Source organism: Lentibacillus halodurans, from assembly GCF_900112045.1.
GTDB classification, from domain to species: Bacteria; Bacillota; Bacilli; order Bacillales; family Amphibacillaceae; genus Lentibacillus; species Lentibacillus halodurans.
Map to the genome: position 1 here is coordinate 1 of NZ_FOJW01000009.1, position 17,516 is coordinate 17,516.

The window sequence follows — 17,516 nt, forward strand, 5'->3', positions numbered from 1 at the left end:
CCCCTGATAAAGGAATGGTCATTTGGACAAAGCGAGAACGGGGGTTAACGACCAGTAAATGTCCGATTCTGTTCAACTAACATTCAGCGGGGGTAAGACATCCCGCTGAATGGAGTTTCACTTTATCCAATTGATTTGGAGTTTTCTGGAATGGCGAATGGATTTTCCTGATTAATGTGATCATAGAACATGACACCGTTCAGGTGATCAATTTCATGCTGAACCACGATTGCTGCATAATCTCTTAAACGCAATTTGAGTTCATTGCCATCCAATCCAATCGCCTTAACGGTAACCCGGGCATTGCGGGGCACATAGCCTTCCACGTCACGGTCGACGGAAAGACAGCCTTCTCCTGCTGACAGGTATGCTTGTTCAACCGAATGACTGACTATTTTCGGGTTAATGAATCCATAACTATAAAGTTTTCCGTTTAAATCCTCAAAGTGAACAGCGCACATTCGTTTATTAATGCCTAATTGCGGTGCGGCTACCCCTACTCCGGGTCTCAAGTTATAGTTATTTGCGATTTCTTCATCCTGACTGTTTTGAATAAAGGTCAACATATCGTTTAATAGTTGTATATCTTCTTCGGATGGAGGGATTGACACCTCCTTGGTTTTTTCACGTAATGATGGATGTCCTTCACGAACAATATCATCCATTGTTATCATAGTTTGACACTCCCTAGCTTATTCATAGTGGTATTTTAACATAATATGTTTTGTTGCAGCATAATTTTGCAGTGGGACAAGAAAAATCTTCAATAGAAAACCGTTTAAAGATGTTATATGTTATACTAAATTGTAAATTCTGCAACTACCTGAGGGGTGTTATGTTAAGTGGGATGGAAAAAGTCATCATTCATCATTCTATTTATCCTGATTATTTTTCTGTCAGCCTGTAATGGAACAGCGACATCTGAACAAATTTATAATCATTTGGAAAAAGCGGTTGAACTCGAGCAAACTTTTGAAGAACAGCAAAATCAAATTGTTGAATTAGAGCAGGAAGAGCAAGAAGTATACAGCCAGATTATTGACTTGAGCATGGAAGAATTCGATCAGATTGAGGAACTTTCCGGACAGGCACTTGATAACATTGAAACCAGAAAAGAAAAAATTGAGCTGGAAAAGGAAAGCATTGACGCTTCTAAGGAAGAATTTTCGAACATCGAGGGGCTGATTGCTGATTTAGAGGAGGAGACTGCAACTGAAAAAGCTGAACAGATGTACAATGTAATGATGGATCGGTATGACGCCTACGATCAGCTGCACGAATCATATTCCGAGTCGCTGGCACTTGAAGAGGCGTTATATACGATGCTGCGGGAGGAAGAACTGGAACAGGAAACACTGTCGGAACATATAAAGGAACTGAATGAAAGCTATCAGAAAGTCATTGAAGCCAATCAGGAATTCAACGATCTGACAACGGAATATAATGCTTTTAAAGAGGATTTTTATACGGCCGCCGGCATTGAAGTGGAATATGAAGAAGATCCAACGCCGGAAGAACAGGAAGGTAATCCTGACGAAGCAAATGAACCAGAAAAAGAAAAGGAATCAGGTGAATGAATCACCTGGTTCCTTTTTTATGATTCGTTCCCCTCTCTACTAATACAGTTGTATAGATTTGTTATAACAGATTATCAAGGCGAATCGCAAAACATTTATGTAAACGCTGTCATGACTGTGAAAAAAATGAAAAACTTAAACAAAATAATTGACCGAATAACTATATATGGGCTAAACTTTAAACTGAATCATGAATTGTACCAGTAATTTTTGCTTTCTAGGTGTAACAGTATTCCTGTTTTGTGTGCAATAGGATTAATGACAATTAAAAAAGGGAACAAGTTTTAAGGCAAATGGTACAGTTTTATTCATATTTCGGGAAGACTGGAAAAGAATATAAACAGTCAAACAGAAAGGAAGAGGTGAACAATTTTGAAAGACGTACTAGAAAATATTGAGAGTCAGTTCGAAATGTTCCAGGTTCTTGATGAAAATGGTGAAGTTGTTAATAAAGACTGGATGCCTGATCTTTCAGATGATGACCTGAAGGAACTTATGCGCCGGATGGTTTATACGAGAGTGCTGGACCAGCGTTCAATTGCCTTGAATCGTCAAGGACGGCTGGGATTTTATGCACCAACAGCAGGACAGGAAGCATCACAATTAGGAAGTCATTATGCACTGGAGCAAGATGATTATTTACTGCCGGCTTATCGTGATGTGCCGCAGCTTATCTGGCATGGTCTTCCGTTATATCAGGCTTTCCTGTTTTCAAGAGGACACTATCATGGCAATCAGTTCCCAGAGGGGGTTAATGGTTTAAGCCCACAGATCATCATTGGTGCACAGTACACCCAGGCAGCAGGTGTGGCACTCGGATTGAAAAAACGTGGCAAAAAATCTGTTGCTGTTACATATACCGGTGACGGAGGAACTTCACAAGGGGATTTTTATGAAGGTGTAAACTTTGCGGGTGCTTATGGTGCTCCAGCGATTTTCTTTGTTCAAAATAACCAGTTTGCCATTTCAGTTCCAGTTGAATTGCAAACGAATGCGAAAACCTTGGCACAAAAGGGGGTTGCTGCAGGAGTTGAAAGCTACCAAGTAGATGGTATGGACGTTTTAGCCGTTTATGCAGCTACTAAAATGGCTCGAGAACGTGCCGTTAACGGTGATGGTCCTACACTGATTGAAACGCTGACTTACCGTTATGGTCCGCATACCATGGCCGGGGATGATCCGACAAGGTACCGTACGGAGGATATGACAAATGAATGGGAGAAAAGAGACCCGCTAGTCCGACTCCGCAAGTTTCTTGAAGGAAAAGATCTATGGTCGGAAGATGACGAGAACAAAATGATTGAAGATGCCAAGGAAGATATTAAGAAGGCTATTAAACAAGCGGATGAGTATCCTAAACAAAAAGTCACCGATTTAATAGAAAATATGCATGAAGAACTTCCGAACAACCTGCAGGAGCAAATGGAAGAATACAAAGAAAAGGAGTCGAAGTAAATCATGGCACAAAAGACAATGATTCAAGCCATCACTGATGCCATGCATCATGAATTAAAAAATGACGAAAATGTGCTTGTTTTCGGAGAAGATGTTGGCCAAAATGGCGGCGTATTCCGTGCTACAGAAGGATTACAAGATGAATTCGGGGAAGATCGTGTATTTGATACGCCGCTTGCTGAATCGGGAATTGGCGGCCTTTCACTTGGTCTTGCACTGCAGGGATTCCGCCCGGTGCCGGAAATTCAGTTTATCGGCTTTATTTATGAAGCAATGGATGCGCTGAATGGTCAAATAGCCCGTATGCGTTACCGTTCAGGCGGCAGTAAATCTGCTCCGATTACCGTTCGTACCCCTTTTGGAGGCGGCGTCCATACACCGGAACTGCATGCGGATTCACTGGAAGGACTTATTGCCCAGCAGCCTGGTTTCAGAGTTGTTGTTCCTTCTACGCCATATGATGCAAAAGGGCTCTTAATTTCATCAATTCGCAACAATGATCCGGTATTTTTCATGGAGCATATGAAATTGTATCGTTCATTCCGCGATGAAGTACCTGATGAAGCATATACAGTAGAGCTAGATAAGGCGGATGTTAAACGCGAAGGAAGCGACGTAACGCTCATTGCATATGGCGCTATGGTGCATACCGCTTTGAAAGCTGCAGAAGAACTGGAAAAAGATAATGTCGAAGCAGAAGTGATTGACTTACGCACGATATCACCTGTCGATACTGACACAATTGTTGAATCTGTCCAGAAGACGAACCGCGTCGTGATGATACAAGAAGCGCAGCGTCAGGCGGGGGTTGCTTCACATGTGATTTCGGAAATTCAGGAGCGTGCCATTCTGCATCTTGAAGCACCAATTATGCGAGTAACGGCACCTGATACCGTTTATCCATTTTCACAGGCAGAAGAAGTATGGCTGCCGGATCATAAAGATGTGATCGATAAAGTAAATAAGGTTATGAACTTTTAATGAATGATTGGAGGTTGTCATAATGGCATATAATTTTAAACTGCCTGATATCGGTGAAGGTATACACGAAGGCGAAATTGCCAAATGGTTTGTTAAGGAAGGCACGGAGGTTAAAGAAGATGACGTGCTATGTGAAGTGCAGAATGATAAGGCCGTTGTTGAAATCCCTTCACCGGTTGAAGGCACAGTCACAAAAGTCCATGTTGATGAAGGAGAAGTAGCGGTTGTAGGTAATACACTTATCACATTTGATGCAGAAGGCTATGAATCCGAAGATGAAGATGAAGATGAGGAAGATGGCCAAGATGAACAAGCTGAAACAGAAAAGGACGAAGAAACTCCGGAATCAGCTAATGAAACGAAAACCAAAGAATCGTCTGATCAACCAAAATCCAGGGATACAGATCAGCAATCATCTGATGATAAACGTGTCATTGCTATGCCATCAGTACGGAAATACGCCCGCGACAATGAGGTGAACATTCATGATGTTCAAGGATCGGGTAAAAATGGCCGTATTTTAAAAGAAGATGTTGATCATTACTTAAGCGGTGATCGGCAGACTGAAGAGCCTGCTGAAGCAGAAGAGGATACACAACAGCCTAAAGCCGAACAGGCACCAAAAGGCGAATATCCTGAAAGCCGTGAGAAGATGAGCGGTATCCGGAAATCAATTGCGAATGCAATGGTTAATTCTAAAACAAAAGCTCCACATGTCACGCTTATGGACGAAGTGGATGTTACCGAACTCGTAGCTCACCGGAAGAAATTTAAAGAAGCTGCTGCTGAACAGGAAATTAAGCTGACTTATCTGCCATATGTAGCCAAAGCATTAATTTCCGCATCGAAAAAATATCCAATTTTAAATGCTGCAGTGGATGATGATACAAATGAAATTGTACACAAGCATTATTACAACATTGGTATTGCCGCAGATACGGATAAAGGCTTGCTGGTTCCAGTTGTGAAGGATGCAGACCGCAAATCGATTTTTACCATTTCACAAGAAATCAATGAATTGGCAGAAAAGGCCCGCAGTGGTAAACTGTCATCTGAGGAGATGAAAGGTGCATCCAATACGATTACCAACATTGGTTCTGCCGGCGGTCAATGGTTTACTCCGGTATTAAATTATCCGGAAGCGATTATTCTTGGAATCGGGCGCATTCAGGAAAAACCAATTGTCCGTGACGGAGAAATTGTTGTCGCTCCGGTATTAGCTGTATCACTCAGCTTTGATCATCGTATTGTAGATGGTGCTACTGCACAACTGGCACTAAATCAAATTAAGCGTCTGTTGAACGATCCACAATTAATTATGATGGAGGCGTAAACTATGGTAGTGGGAGATTTTCCAATTGAACTTGACACATTAGTGGTTGGAGCAGGACCTGGCGGTTATGTAGCTGCCATCCGTGCTGCTCAAACCGGTCAAAAGGTGACAATCGTTGAGAAAGGTGACTTGGGCGGTGTTTGTCTGAATGTTGGCTGTATCCCGTCAAAAGCTTTGATTGAAGCAGGTCACAAGACACAGAGTGCACATGGAAATGAGGAAATGGGAATCACGGCTGAAAATGTCTCGGTTGATTTTTCTAAAGTTCAGGAGTGGAAAGGCAAAGTTGTCAATAAACTAACCTCAGGTGTAGAGAGTCTGTTAAAAGGAAACAAGGTGGATATTGTCGAAGGTGAAGTCTACTTTGTTGACAAAAACACGGCAAAAGTAATGGATGAAAAGAACTCACAGACGTACACGTTCAATAATTGTATTATTGCAACCGGTTCGACACCGATTGAGATTCCGAATTTCAAATTCTCCGACCGTGTATTGGATTCCACGGGTGCCTTAAACCTTCAAGAGATTCCTGAAAAAATGGTTGTTGTCGGCGGTGGTTATATCGGTATTGAACTCGGTACAGCCTATGCAAACTTCGGTACAGAAGTAACCATCCTGGAAGGAACGAAGGAAATCCTTGGTACTTTTGAAAAACAGCTTAAACAGCCTGTCAAAAAAGGTTTGAAGAATAAAAATGTTAATGTGATTACAGAGGCCATGGCTAAGGGTGTTGAGGAATCTGATGATGGCGTCAAAGTAACCTATGAAGTCAATGATAAAGAAGAAACAGTAGAAGCGGATTATGTTCTGGTTACTGTCGGTCGCCGTCCAAATACAGATGAACTTGGACTTGAGCAAGTGGGCATTGAGGTAAATGATAAAGGACTTATTCAAATCGATAAGCAATGCCGTACAAATATAGACAATATTTATGCGATCGGTGATATTGTTGAAGGACCGCCACTTGCTCATAAAGCCTCCTATGAAGGAAAAGTGGCCGCAGAGGTTATCGGCGGTGAGAAATCAGAAATTGATTACCTTGCCATTCCTTCTGTTGTCTTCTCTGATCCCGAACTTGCCAGTGTCGGTTATACGGAGCAGGAAGCAAAAGATGCCGGTTACGAAGTGAAAGCATCCAAATTCCCATTTGGAGCAAATGGCCGTGCATTGTCATTGAATAACACGGAAGGCTTCATGAAACTGATTACGAGAAAAGAAGACGGATTGGTAATTGGTGCCCAGGTTGCCGGGCCAAATTCCAGTGATGTCATTGCAGAAATCGGGTTGGCAATCGAGGCCGGGATGACAGCTGAGGATATCGCGCTGACCATTCATGCACATCCAACGCTTGGTGAAGTTACAATGGAAGCAGCAGATGTTGCATTGGGAACACCTATTCATACAATGTAAAAAAACGAAAACATAACGCAGGTGAATGAAAACCCGATAAATAAGCCACGTCCAGTATTACGGACGTGGCTTATTTCTTTATCCCGCAGTAAAATCCCCGCTTCAAGACAATAAGGTAAAACCAAAGAGGATAAGTGGGGGGATCCAACTGCCAATAGATTTCTCGCGTGCCAATAAGGCATCCGGCTTAGTTAAGGGATATGTCTTCAGACCCTCGGATCGATACCTCAAAATTATCGCACTATCTTTTAGTTACTGCTTACCCGCTGTTCGAGTACAGTTCTGGACTTCCACCCTATAGCGCAGGTAGTCGTATTTTAGAAAAAGCTGTCCAGAATTGGAGACTCCTTTCTGGACAGCTTTGTGGGCATTAATATTCTCCTTCATCTTCAGCATCAGGAAGTGTTTTCTGAAATCCTTTACGACGTCTTCTAAGTTCTTTCCGCTGATTTTCTCGGAACTCCGGATCATGTTCACGCTGTTTGAGTTCCATTTGCAAAATGCCATGTTCGCTTTTCAGTGCTTTGAGGAGCGAAACACACATAAAAATCATTAAAATCGCAAATGGGAATGCAGCAATCAGCATGGCCATTTGGAGTGCCGATAGCCCGCCGGACCACAATAGAACAGCAGCAGTTGCGGCAAGGATAATTCCCCAGATAACTTTAACACCCATGCTTGGATTTAACTTTCCACCTGATGTCAGCATCCCAAGTACAAATGTACCGGAATCGGCAGAAGTAACGAAAAAGGAGGAAATCAAGAGCACTGCGATACCGATGACAACAGCTGCCATAGGTGTTGATTCAAGAAATGCAAATAATGCTACTTCATTTCCCATTTCATTCATTAACTGATGGATAATACCGCCTTCAGTAGAATCCATCTCCAATCCGGCAATACCAAAAACAGAGAACCAGAAGGCACTGAATACTACCGGTATGGCAGTTACCCCGATGACAAATTCACGAATAGTTCTTCCTCTGGAAACCCGGGCAATAAAAGTTCCAACAAATGGCGACCAGCCGATCCACCAAGCCCAGTAAAAGAGTGTCCACGCATTAAGAAACTCTCTGTCACCTTCAAATGTATTCATGCCGAATGTCATACTTGGAAGATTTTGCAAATAATTACCCATGGTTGTTGTAAAAGATTCGATCATCTGTACAGAAGACCCGAGAATAAACACAAATCCCATCAATGCTATGGCAAGGATAATATTTAACCAGCTCAGGTAGCGGATACCCCGGTTAATGCCTGTCGTAGCTGAAAGCATGAATAATACAGTGATAACTAAAATGACAATTAAATTGGTTACCAGTGTATTTGGAATTCCTTCAAAGGTGTAGCTTAAACCGGCCGTAATCTGTGTTGCGCCAAGTCCAAGAGATGTTGCAATACCAAACACGGTAGCAAAAACGGCCAGTGTATCAATGCCGATCCCCAAAGGTCCCTTAGCACGGTCACCAATCAGCGGCGCAAAAGCGGAACTGATCAAAGCAGGCGCCCGGTGGCGAAATTTAAAATAAGCAAGTGCCAATGCGAACACTGCGTATGTAGCCCATGGATGGAATCCCCAGTGGAATAAGGTGTATTGCATCGATTCTTCTGCAGCAGCCATTGTTTCTGGTTCAGCAGAAGGAGGTGAATAAAAATGTGTTATAGGTTCCGTCACGCCGTAGAATACGAGACCGACGCCCATACCAGCGGTGAACAGAAACGCAAACCAAGTAAAATAGCTATATTCCGGCTGATCATCAGACTTTCCAAGCTTGATTTTTCCATATGGACCAAAAATCAAAAACAGTGCAAACAAAACAAATCCTGTCGTAACTAACAAATAAAACCAGCCAAATGTCTTCGAAATAAAACCATCAACTAAGCCTAAAACATATTCAACATTTGATGGGAAAAAAGCTCCCCAGATGATAAATACAGATACTATTGCTATGGATACCCAAAAAACAGCTGTAATTGTTCTGGAATTAATAATAATACCTCCCTATATTTTTTTAAAAACTCTTATACCATAACATGAACAGACAACATGTCAATTTTTTCGACATTGACAACTCCGTAACATGAGCCTGCTACATTTAAGAGGCTTCTCGCAGGATAATGGTTTGAGATCAGACTCCAAATTGCCTTCCTCTTTATCCATTCTACTTTTGCATCGTTACTCAATTCCAGTTTTTCTTATAATATTAACCACGTTCTCGGGTGAAATATGCTGTCCGGACTACCATTTATTCTTTGTCAGCACTGTTTTTTACTCTAAATTTACGACCGTTACTTTTGGTTTCAACAATTTTCGATACAAGGTACGTTTAGTATGTCCCAGTTGGTAAAACATAACCACCACCTCTAAACGTTTGCATTGCCTCAAGACCGCTGGGCAAGCAAGAAATCTGCTTTCTCGGAAACCCGGGCAATGAACGTTCCGACAAATAATGTCCAATCATTAAACCAGGTATTTTCGGTATCAAATGGTTTCAGTCCGAAGCTCATTTCAGATGACGTGGGTAATATAAGGACGTCCGACTTCTCATCCGGTTTTCCAAATTTAATTTTTCATACCTTAGAAAACATGAGGTGGATGGAAAAAACGAACACTGCAGTACTGATGAGGTGAAACAAGCCAATTTTAACCATGATGTATCCTTGTACGGCTGTTATGACTTCATTTATATTGAAATTAGGCTATATTCACCCAAATGAAATGTTTAAAATCAGTACAATCACGGCCGAAATATTAAATACGCGTGTGACTTTTTTATATCGTCTACTCCTTTCCTTCTAATGTAACCGTAGTTCAATGACGAAATAGCACATTTAAGTATTTAAACATACGTTTCGACACAATTCAACCAAAACACTGTGATTTTATCCTTTCTTTAAAAAATCTGTCGTAATACTGTTTACGTATACCCAAATGGAAAATAAATAAACAAAAAAGTGTGGTCAGACTGACGAATTTTCGGCTATACTGTGAACAGAGTTTTTGATAGGGGGGAGCACAGCATTGAAACACATCGTATGGCTCATAATGGCAATGGCTTTATTCGTATCAGCCTGCGCGGAGGATAAAACAGGTGCCGAAGAAGAATCCGCACAAGAGATGAAGCAGGAGCAGACAGCGGATCATGACGAAACAGAACAACCACAGGAAGAGAATGAGGCATCTGCTGTTAGGCGGCAGGTGCAATCAGAACAAAATCAATCGACCGCCCCATTGTATCAGATTGACACAGAGACATCTTCCGTACTCCCGATTGATGATAAGGCCACTGAAAAGGCTGTATTGCCAACGATTGATGATGCACCCGACGAGTATGCGCTTGAAATGGCCAATACATTAGAATCGTTAGAAGCCAAGGCGATTTTTTTCGTGAATGGTCATTTTCTGAATAGCCCGGAAGAACAGGAGATATTGAAACAAATTCACGGCATGGGATTTGAAATTGGTAATCATACAAATAGTCACTCCTACTTGCCTGATCTTCCGGATAAAGAACAAAAAGAGGAAATCATCAGTCTGAATGATAAAGTTAAGAAGATCATTGGGGAACGTCCTCGTTTTTTTAGACCGCCAAATGGTGCAAATACAGATTTTACAAAGCAGTTTATCAAGGATGAGGGTATGGTGTCGATGAACTGGACATACGGTTATGACTGGGAAGAGGAATATCAAAGTAAAGAAGCTATCACTGAAGTCATGCTTGAAACAGAATATTTACGTAATGGGGCCAATTTATTAATGCATGACCGTGAATGGACAGCAGCAGCTTTAGAAGATATTGTAACCGGGCTTCGGGAACAAGGGTATAACATCGTTGATCCGGATTCCATCAAGACCATCGAATAATCGCTTATCTCATATAAATTGACAGTAAAACATACCCTATCGAGGCTGGGATAAAAGAACGTTTATAAAACAAAAATCCGAAAAAACAAAGCAAGGTATACCCCGCTGCGGAAATATACTCTGCTTCCAAGGCGACTAGTGAGCCCTGCGTGCATACGCATTGCGGGGTCTTGCCCAGGCCTTTCCTCCCGCTGGAGTCTACGTATATTCCCTCCGCTAAAACCGACTATTGGTCGTCTTTTAGCCCCTTACTTTTAGCTATGTCCCTGTCTCTGATAACATTCACAAAAACGTCGAAACGTTAATATGTTATACTAATATAAGTTGATTATACCAATGTGTCATATTATAATATGAATAGAATATATGATTTAAAAAGGAGCGGGAGCAGATGGGGACAATTGTATGTCAGGATTGTCAGAAAGTAATTGAATATTTTAATGATGAGAAAGTAACAACATACTACGGAAGATGCCCATCTTGCAACAGTTAATAAAGCGCTTACAACATGAAACAACTGTATCTGGTTCAGATGCAGTTGTTTTTATATGCAGGATTAGAATATCATCCCATAAAATGGTAAGATAAATAAAAAAGGGAGGATTATTGATGGAGTGGGAGACGGGGATAACGAATTTGTTACATATTGAATATCCGATTGTTCAAGGCGGACTTGCCTATTTGGCTTATGCGGATCTGGCCGCCGCTGTATCGAATGCAGGTGGTTTAGGGCAAATAACGGCGATGAGTCTTTCCGGTCCGGGAGAATTACGTGCAGAAATCCAAAAAGTGAAAACAATGACTGACAAGCCATTTGGCGTGAATTTTGCCATTGGACAGCACGGCAGAACTTTTGAGCATATGGTACAGGTGGCCATTGATGAAGGAGTACCGGTTGTTTCGGTAACAGGCGGTAATCCAAAAGGTGTTTTGGATATGGTGAAGGAGCATCCGATTAAAAAACTGGTACTGACTGCTGCCCGGAGACAAGCGGAAAAGGCAGAGGAATTGGGGGCAGACGCTGTCATGGTTGTCGGACAGGAAGGCGGAGGACACCTCGGGCGCAGTGATACTGGAACGTTCGTGTTAACACCACAGGTTGCCGATTCTGTATCTATTCCGGTGATCGCCTCAGGGGGTATTGTTGACGGCAGTGGTATGATGGCAGCATTCGCACTTGGAGCAGAAGGGATCGAAATGGGAACCCGGTTTATTGCCACGAAAGAGTGTGTTCATGCACACGCTAACTATAAACAGGCGCTGCTGGATGCTGATGAGAATGCAACGGTTGTCATTAAACATTCCCTCGGTACACCTGCAAGGGCATTAAAAAATCCATGGACTGAAGAAATATTGGAACTCGAAAAGCAATATGGTGACTATGAATCACTGAAGACACATATAAGTGGAGAAGCAAACAAAAATTATATTCATAGCGGGGAAGAAACAAAAGGTTTTGGCTGGGCCGGACAGGGTGCAGGAAGAATACATGCAATCCCAACGGTAGAAGAGCTCATTCATTCCATGATGAATGAAGCAGCTTCCATTAGAAGAAAATGGTGTTAAATGAGGTGGATGACAGCAATGAATTATCATTATCCATTGGATGAATCATGGTCGAAACAAGAGGTTATTGATGTCGTTAATTTCTTTGCATTCGTTGAACAGGCATATGAAAAGCAGGTTAACCGGGAGGATTTTCTGGCTGCATACCGGAAATTCAAGCAAGTTGTTCCAGCCAAAAGCGAAGAAAAGACCTATTTCAGGGAATTTGAACGAGCATCGGGATATGCCGGTTATCCTGTTGTAAAAAAAGCCAGGGAGAGTGATCAGCATACAATTCAAATGACATAAACAAAGAACTGATTCAAAGGCAATCTCAATCTGAAATGATCGAATCTCAAAAATAGTCCCGTACCCATAAAAAGTACGGGACCTCTTATTTCGTACGTTTGTACTTCCAAAAGTGAGACTTTAAAATTTAATCAGAATACCTTTTGGTTCATCCGCTTTCCCTTTCGATTATAAAAGTTCCTTCTCGGTTACTACCCTATGGATATTTTATATAGTGGTGTAAGCTTTTCAAATGTGTCTTTTGCTTCCTTTAAAAATGCTTGTCCATCCTGCAGCACGGGATCATTCGGACTAAAGTGCCTTCCGATCAGAAATTCAGCCTTTTTTACATTTTGAAAGCGTGTCAGTGCTTGTTCCAAATCGATCTCAGCAAGGCTTGTTGCATCTTTCTTAGTATGATCAAGGGAGATGACATAATCGTCAGGGATTGATTGTTGAATATCGTCCATATGATCCAGAAACGATTTGGCCATTTCCTGTTTATTCGGCAGTTCATAAATATAGGCGAGCCATATGAATAAATGATCATCGAACAGACCGATTTGAAAGTGTGGGTGCTTCTTATAGCCGCGTTTATCATGACAAAATGCCATCCATGTATCATTTGGCGGATTCTTTGTCCTTCTGGCATGCTGTGCGATATGGACATATATATCGTTTCCGGTCATATCAGAGATGGTTTGGGAAAGTTCCTCACCGATTGCTTTAAACTTTGGCTGAATGTTGCCCCGGATAGCTTCCATACGTTCTTCGAGGCCGCCAATAGTAAAGGTGTCGAAGTCGCTTTGAGCAAAACCTGTAAACTTCATTTATCTCATCCTTTCAGTATTTGCATCGTACAGATTATAATCATTATTATTAGTTAAAAAAACCGCTCAGTCAAGTTATAGCCTTCCATTCTAAATGTTTAAAATTTTAAAATAAGGGAAATGTATAAAAGAAATTACAGCTCACCTGCACACCGAAAAAAGGAAATCTTCAGTGGACCAAGCAAAAACACCATACACGATGTAAGTCGTATTTATGAACAATTTGCTTTTATAAGACATATAAATAATAAAAGTCATTTGAAAGGTTGGGGATGACATGAAATATGTCATAGAGGATCTGAGAAAAAAGAAGGATCAGGAAAAATTACCTGTTGTCCGGCTGGAAATTGATTATGAATTAATGACGCTATACGATGCCATGCAAGCAAATGATAAGGTGGAAATCATTAAGTCCAAAGAAAGGCTGAAGCAGTTGCGTTTGCGATTTCTGGAACTTCAGCGGGATTAAGAGTGGCTGTAATTGCAAATAATACCGGTAACCCGCTTGATCCCAAATTTACATATGTTTATTGGCTCAGTTTATGTACTTATTTGGGTGACCCATGTTATTCTTGACGCCGGGTATCATAAACCGCAAATATGAATCTTGCCTTCCAATTTGATATGATAGTATCAAATTGAAAAATGGAGGCTTAACAAATGGACCTGGAACTACGTGAGGCACTATATCTGCAGGCAAAAGAATGGGTTCTCGAAGCGGGAAAAACAATCAGAGAAAAAATCAACGATCCGTTAACGATTGATACGAAATCAGATCCGAATGACCTTGTTACAACAATGGATAAAGGAACGGAATATTTTTTAATAACCAATATAAAGGAGACATATCCCGAACACTTCATCATCAGTGAAGAAGGTTATGGTGATGAACTGCAATCACTTGACGGAACTGTCTGGATTATTGATCCAATTGATGGGACGATGAATTTTGTCCACCAAAAAAGAAACTTTGCCATATCCGTGGGAATTTACCATGACGGTGTCGGTGAAATTGGTCTTATATATGATGTGATGGCTGATCAATTATATAGTGCAAAGCGGGGAGGAGGAGCCTATAAGAATAAAACAGCGTTACCCCGGCTTTCTGAACAAAAAAGTTTTTATGAATCAATTTTGGGGTTAAATCATTTTTGGCTTTGTGAAAATCGACTGGTCGATGAAAAGGTTATACAAAATCTGGTTAAAACAATTAGGGGTTCAAGAACCTATGGATCGGCTGCTCTGGAGTTTGCCAGCGTTGCAGAAGGTATTATGGATGGATATATGACAATGGACTTGGCTCCATGGGATATTGCAGCAGGAATAGTCATTGTGGATGAGGTGGGGGGCAGAACGACGAATGCATTCGGTGAGCAAATCAACCTGCTCCAAAAAAATTCTGTCCTAACCTGCAACCCTGCAATACAGGAGCAATTAATCAACGACTATACGAAAAAAGGAAGAAAGTGACCTCATCATGGAGTCACTTTCTTTTATGCTTGCGGGATAACCCGAATCCCATAAAAGCGAATCCGAGTATGACAAATAATAAGACCAGCCAAATAGATCGGAAAGCAATCGCAATCCCGACAAAGACGAACATGAATATGACCAATGTTGCCAACAGCAGCATTGGTAGATTAAGATTTTTCATACCTAGCCCCCCAGTTTCCATGAACTAGTATAAACCAAATGATTTTTGTATTCAAAAGTTGTCGATTTTTAACTGGCGTGGTGGTTAAAGATTTAGTATGATAGATAAGGAAATGTTATAAATCTTGGTTTAATTTTTTATAGAATCGTGTCACGGGGGATATAAATGGATACAAGTTTCAGTGTGGTATACGAATTGATTATTAGTTATCGGGACAGTCTCAATGTTTTTTGGACGTTTTATGTCATTAACCTGATTCTTGCGGCGATTGCTTATAAACTTGGATTCGCCAAGCAGCTGCCAGTTTTAAAATCGGTTTTGGTTTATATTTTGCTTGCATTTGGTATGCTGATTTTGAATTTATTCAGTATTGTTGGATACCCAATCACAGACAGTTTGATTGTTATCTGTCTCGTTCTGGGCATTTATCGTTTCCGACTCCACCTGCAGCGGAAATCGCAGACATCCTGATGAAACTTCATTCAGTGTAATAAAGAACTCCCTTTGTCCGGGAGTTTTTTAAATCAGATCTTTTTTCTTTTTCTTCGTATCATCAAACAGCCGAAAGCTTCCTGTAGCATGTCTTTTTCGCGTATTATCATCAATACGGCCGTAACATTCCTGGCACAAATACATGTGGATTCTGCGGTTTCTCAGCCGTTTAGCCTGCAATGAGTCATCATCTATTTCGTGTACTGCATCACATAATACACATTGTACTTTCATCATTTTTCACCTCAAAAATTAGGCTATTTCACTATAACTATAACACGATATGCGATTGTATGAAAACGGATGTTTGACAGCAAAATAAATTGGGAATGGAATATTAAAAGTAAAGTGAAGTGGAAAGGACGATACGATGAAAAAACGATACATTGCTTCCGCAGCTGGAGCAATTGGAGCGGGAGCTGCTGGTTATATCCTCAGAAATGGAGAAAACCGGCATCAATTTAAAACAAAAGTAAAAACTGCTGCGAGAAAAATTAGAGACCGCTATAACGGCCATGAAGTTGATTCAACATTTGAAGATGCAGGTGCACCGGATCAGGCCGGGAAACAGGATGTGGCACAATTGGAAAACGCCAAAATGGTTTCGGAAGGGTCCCAATTTGGGGTGGAGTACTATAATCAAGTGAAGGAAGAGAAAAATGAAAAAATGAATATATAAAACAGAAGGTGCTTCTCCGGAAAATTCCAGGAAGCACCTTCTTGAACTGAAAAAGAAGACGGTGTATATTTTCCATTTGCGTTCTTATTCGTCGTTATGATGATTGGACTGTTCTTCCTCGACATCATCCAATTGCTGTTCTTCGTTCTCCGGGATTGATTCTTTATTTTGATCGCCTTCATCCGGCCGGTCTTCATTGATTGGAAAATCAGGCATATATCTTCCAACAATTGCGGATAGTTCATCTACAACACCTTGTACAGGGTATCCCTGTGCCACCTTGTCTCCCATTGACCGTATTCGTTCAACAGCATCACCATCAGCTACTACTACCGCCGTTTTTCCGTAGGGATCTTTTTGCAATGCTTCCAGAACAGAATATTTAATGGACCCGACACGTGAGCGATCCAAATCCTTATCAACATCTATCCCGACAACTGCATATGGTCCTGCAACAACCGAGGTTGCATCCTGCACATCGGGAACATCACTTGCAACATTGGCTAAGTGAGATGCAATTTCGTTATTTGTTAATTGCTGCTGTTCAACAGGATCAGAGTCTTCAACCTGAATAAAACGTTCATTATTATCCGTTTCTTCCGGCAATGATTGTTCTTCCTGATTTTGCTGGCACCCAATTAAAAGTGTGAAGCTCAAGAAAGACAGTATTCCTAAGCGTAACAGCATGTCTACTCCTCCTTTGTCATGAACACGGAATTACTGTCTTATTAGTGTGGTTCATCAATAACAGATTATACAAAAGAAAAGCCAGGCATGTTCAGAAGTCAGATTCCGAGATAAAACCAGAAATGGCCGATAACCAGCTTGTTTCATCATAAACAGCTATGTTCATTAAAAAAGCTGTTCACAATCATAATGAACAGCTTTTCCATCATTGAACGACTATTTTTTGGATGCCTTTAATCGGGTTTTCCCGGTTAGAACCATCCCTGTACAGCAAATGAACCGGACCGTCTTCTTTCAATGGTTTTCCGTCTAAGGCAAATAAAAGGAAGCTCTCTTCAAGTGCTTCTAGTGGAATATTTTCTTCACCACTTGCAGTTTTGAGTATGACACGATTGGCATCTTCATTCACTTTGGCATGGTTTAAAAATTCTGCTATAGGCATAACATAAGAGTTTTCCAGAAATTTTTGTCCTTCCATTCTGGAAATACTTTTGTTGACAGGCGGATTTATTTTTTGCTGATACACCGCCTGGTTCCAGCGTTCCGATGCTTTCTCAAGTTCGTCTTCCTCGTCCTGATTTTGATGAATGCCGGTAAATGCATCGTCCAGCAATATTTTACGGTCATCAAAGATCCATACAGTCGGATCCAATGTTATGGTGTATGTAACGTTGCCAGTGATTGGTACTATCATGTTTTACCACCTCATAAATGATGTAT

Annotated in this window: 20 protein-coding genes; 13 read left to right on the forward strand and 7 right to left on the reverse strand. The window is 41.2% G+C overall.

All coding sequences use genetic code 11. The features are described 5' to 3' along the window. Positions 1-122: 122 nt before the first annotated feature. The gene (gene def, locus BM195_RS11455) at positions 123-674 is read right to left on the reverse strand and encodes a peptide deformylase (protein ID WP_090238134.1); all 552 of its coding nucleotides are present in this window, start codon (positions 672-674) and stop codon (positions 123-125) included. A 168-nt stretch (positions 675-842) separates the two neighbouring features. Here def and BM195_RS11460 point away from each other — a divergent pair, with 168 nt between their 5' ends. From BM195_RS11460 to lpdA, 5 genes are all read left to right on the forward strand, one after another. Then, positions 843-1,577, forward strand: a complete 735-nt coding sequence (locus BM195_RS11460) for a YkyA family protein (RefSeq protein WP_090238137.1) — start codon at positions 843-845, stop codon at positions 1,575-1,577. A 372-nt stretch (positions 1,578-1,949) separates the two neighbouring features. Beyond that, the gene (gene pdhA, locus BM195_RS11465) at positions 1,950-3,032 is read left to right on the forward strand and encodes a pyruvate dehydrogenase (acetyl-transferring) E1 component subunit alpha (protein WP_090238140.1); all 1,083 of its coding nucleotides are present in this window, start codon (positions 1,950-1,952) and stop codon (positions 3,030-3,032) included. 3 nt (positions 3,033-3,035) lie between these two features. Next, positions 3,036-4,013 carry an alpha-ketoacid dehydrogenase subunit beta gene (locus BM195_RS11470; protein ID WP_090238143.1) on the forward strand — a complete coding sequence of 326 codons (978 nt, stop codon included), beginning with the start codon at positions 3,036-3,038 and terminating at the stop codon, positions 4,011-4,013. Between the two features lie 22 nt (positions 4,014-4,035). After that, complete coding sequence (locus BM195_RS11475; protein ID WP_090238147.1) at positions 4,036-5,346, forward strand: dihydrolipoamide acetyltransferase family protein; 1,311 nt, start codon at positions 4,036-4,038, stop codon at positions 5,344-5,346. A 3-nt stretch (positions 5,347-5,349) separates the two neighbouring features. Then, entirely contained in the window at positions 5,350-6,756 is a 1,407-nt protein-coding gene (gene lpdA, locus BM195_RS11480) for a dihydrolipoyl dehydrogenase (protein WP_090238150.1), read from the forward strand. 370 nt (positions 6,757-7,126) lie between these two features. Here lpdA and BM195_RS11485 read toward each other — a convergent pair whose 3' ends face one another. Beyond that, positions 7,127-8,749 carry a BCCT family transporter gene (locus BM195_RS11485; RefSeq protein WP_244535756.1) on the reverse strand — a complete coding sequence of 541 codons (1,623 nt, stop codon included), beginning with the start codon at positions 8,747-8,749 and terminating at the stop codon, positions 7,127-7,129. 1,029 nt (positions 8,750-9,778) lie between these two features. Between BM195_RS11485 and BM195_RS11490 the strand changes: the two genes are divergently transcribed. The 4 genes from BM195_RS11490 (at position 9,779) to BM195_RS11505 (ending at position 12,475) form a co-directional block, all read left to right on the forward strand. Beyond that, positions 9,779-10,621 (forward strand): polysaccharide deacetylase family protein, encoded by an 843-nt coding sequence (locus tag BM195_RS11490; RefSeq protein ID WP_244535748.1) that lies wholly within the window; start codon positions 9,779-9,781, stop codon positions 10,619-10,621. A gap of 391 nt (positions 10,622-11,012) precedes the next feature. Further along, on the forward strand, positions 11,013-11,114 hold the full coding sequence (locus BM195_RS11495; protein ID WP_090238158.1) for a GapA-binding peptide SR1P: 102 nt from the start codon (positions 11,013-11,015) through the stop codon (positions 11,112-11,114). A 116-nt stretch (positions 11,115-11,230) separates the two neighbouring features. Further along, entirely contained in the window at positions 11,231-12,187 is a 957-nt protein-coding gene (locus tag BM195_RS11500; protein ID WP_090238161.1) for an NAD(P)H-dependent flavin oxidoreductase, read from the forward strand. Positions 12,188-12,205: 18 nt separating this feature from the next. Then, on the forward strand, positions 12,206-12,475 hold the full coding sequence (locus BM195_RS11505; protein WP_090238164.1) for a UPF0223 family protein: 270 nt from the start codon (positions 12,206-12,208) through the stop codon (positions 12,473-12,475). Positions 12,476-12,666: 191 nt separating this feature from the next. Here the strand turns inward: BM195_RS11505 and BM195_RS11510 are convergent, their stop codons facing one another. After that, positions 12,667-13,284 (reverse strand): YktB family protein, encoded by a 618-nt coding sequence (locus tag BM195_RS11510; RefSeq protein WP_090238167.1) that lies wholly within the window; start codon positions 13,282-13,284, stop codon positions 12,667-12,669. A gap of 277 nt (positions 13,285-13,561) precedes the next feature. On the opposite strand from BM195_RS11510, the gene BM195_RS11515 reads away from it, so the two are divergent. Together BM195_RS11515 and BM195_RS11520 are read left to right on the forward strand one after the other, a co-directional pair. After that, the gene (locus tag BM195_RS11515) at positions 13,562-13,753 is read left to right on the forward strand and encodes a hypothetical protein (protein ID WP_090238169.1); all 192 of its coding nucleotides are present in this window, start codon (positions 13,562-13,564) and stop codon (positions 13,751-13,753) included. A gap of 191 nt (positions 13,754-13,944) precedes the next feature. Next, positions 13,945-14,754: an inositol monophosphatase family protein gene (locus tag BM195_RS11520; RefSeq protein ID WP_090238172.1), complete on the forward strand. Its 810-nt coding sequence runs from the start codon at positions 13,945-13,947 to the stop codon at positions 14,752-14,754. A gap of 13 nt (positions 14,755-14,767) precedes the next feature. On the opposite strand, the gene BM195_RS18360 is transcribed toward BM195_RS11520, so the two are convergent. After that, on the reverse strand, positions 14,768-14,938 hold the full coding sequence (locus tag BM195_RS18360) for a DUF5325 family protein (protein WP_170848241.1): 171 nt from the start codon (positions 14,936-14,938) through the stop codon (positions 14,768-14,770). 165 nt (positions 14,939-15,103) lie between these two features. Here BM195_RS18360 and BM195_RS11525 point away from each other — a divergent pair, with 165 nt between their 5' ends. Then, positions 15,104-15,409: a YlaH-like family protein gene (locus BM195_RS11525; protein ID WP_090238175.1), complete on the forward strand. Its 306-nt coding sequence runs from the start codon at positions 15,104-15,106 to the stop codon at positions 15,407-15,409. Positions 15,410-15,457: 48 nt separating this feature from the next. Here BM195_RS11525 and BM195_RS11530 read toward each other — a convergent pair whose 3' ends face one another. Beyond that, a complete protein-coding gene (locus BM195_RS11530; RefSeq protein WP_090238178.1) occupies positions 15,458-15,664 on the reverse strand; it encodes a YlaI family protein in 207 nt (68 codons plus the stop codon). A gap of 136 nt (positions 15,665-15,800) precedes the next feature. Here BM195_RS11530 and BM195_RS11535 point away from each other — a divergent pair, with 136 nt between their 5' ends. Beyond that, positions 15,801-16,109, forward strand: coding sequence for a hypothetical protein (locus BM195_RS11535; protein ID WP_090238181.1), 309 nt, complete (start codon positions 15,801-15,803; stop codon positions 16,107-16,109). Between the two features lie 84 nt (positions 16,110-16,193). Here BM195_RS11535 and BM195_RS11540 read toward each other — a convergent pair whose 3' ends face one another. Further along, positions 16,194-16,796 carry a YhcN/YlaJ family sporulation lipoprotein gene (locus BM195_RS11540; RefSeq protein WP_090238184.1) on the reverse strand — a complete coding sequence of 201 codons (603 nt, stop codon included), beginning with the start codon at positions 16,794-16,796 and terminating at the stop codon, positions 16,194-16,196. A 205-nt stretch (positions 16,797-17,001) separates the two neighbouring features. Continuing rightward, positions 17,002-17,490 carry a molybdopterin-binding protein gene (locus tag BM195_RS11545; protein ID WP_090238188.1) on the reverse strand — a complete coding sequence of 163 codons (489 nt, stop codon included), beginning with the start codon at positions 17,488-17,490 and terminating at the stop codon, positions 17,002-17,004. Between the last annotated feature and the right edge of the window lie 26 nt (positions 17,491-17,516).

Bases quoted from the DNA above. Each gene is read 5' to 3' on its own strand.
- def (WP_090238134.1), bottom strand. From the start codon at position 674: ATGATAACAATGGATGATATTGTTCGTGAAGGACATCCATCATTACGT.
- BM195_RS11470 (WP_090238143.1), top strand. From the start codon at position 3,036: ATGGCACAAAAGACAATGATTCAAGCCATCACTGATGCCATGCATCAT.
- BM195_RS11475 (WP_090238147.1), top strand. From the start codon at position 4,036: ATGGCATATAATTTTAAACTGCCTGATATCGGTGAAGGTATACACGAA.
- lpdA (WP_090238150.1), top strand. From the start codon at position 5,350: ATGGTAGTGGGAGATTTTCCAATTGAACTTGACACATTAGTGGTTGGA.
- BM195_RS11495 (WP_090238158.1), top strand. From the start codon at position 11,013: ATGGGGACAATTGTATGTCAGGATTGTCAGAAAGTAATTGAATATTTT.
- BM195_RS11500 (WP_090238161.1), top strand. From the start codon at position 11,231: ATGGAGTGGGAGACGGGGATAACGAATTTGTTACATATTGAATATCCG.
- BM195_RS11505 (WP_090238164.1), top strand. From the start codon at position 12,206: ATGAATTATCATTATCCATTGGATGAATCATGGTCGAAACAAGAGGTT.
- BM195_RS11510 (WP_090238167.1), bottom strand. From the start codon at position 13,284: ATGAAGTTTACAGGTTTTGCTCAAAGCGACTTCGACACCTTTACTATT.
- BM195_RS11515 (WP_090238169.1), top strand. From the start codon at position 13,562: ATGAAATATGTCATAGAGGATCTGAGAAAAAAGAAGGATCAGGAAAAA.
- BM195_RS11520 (WP_090238172.1), top strand. From the start codon at position 13,945: ATGGACCTGGAACTACGTGAGGCACTATATCTGCAGGCAAAAGAATGG.
- BM195_RS18360 (WP_170848241.1), bottom strand. From the start codon at position 14,938: ATGAAAAATCTTAATCTACCAATGCTGCTGTTGGCAACATTGGTCATA.
- BM195_RS11525 (WP_090238175.1), top strand. From the start codon at position 15,104: ATGGATACAAGTTTCAGTGTGGTATACGAATTGATTATTAGTTATCGG.
- BM195_RS11530 (WP_090238178.1), bottom strand. From the start codon at position 15,664: ATGAAAGTACAATGTGTATTATGTGATGCAGTACACGAAATAGATGAT.
- BM195_RS11535 (WP_090238181.1), top strand. From the start codon at position 15,801: ATGAAAAAACGATACATTGCTTCCGCAGCTGGAGCAATTGGAGCGGGA.
- BM195_RS11540 (WP_090238184.1), bottom strand. From the start codon at position 16,796: ATGCTGTTACGCTTAGGAATACTGTCTTTCTTGAGCTTCACACTTTTA.
- BM195_RS11545 (WP_090238188.1), bottom strand. From the start codon at position 17,490: ATGATAGTACCAATCACTGGCAACGTTACATACACCATAACATTGGAT.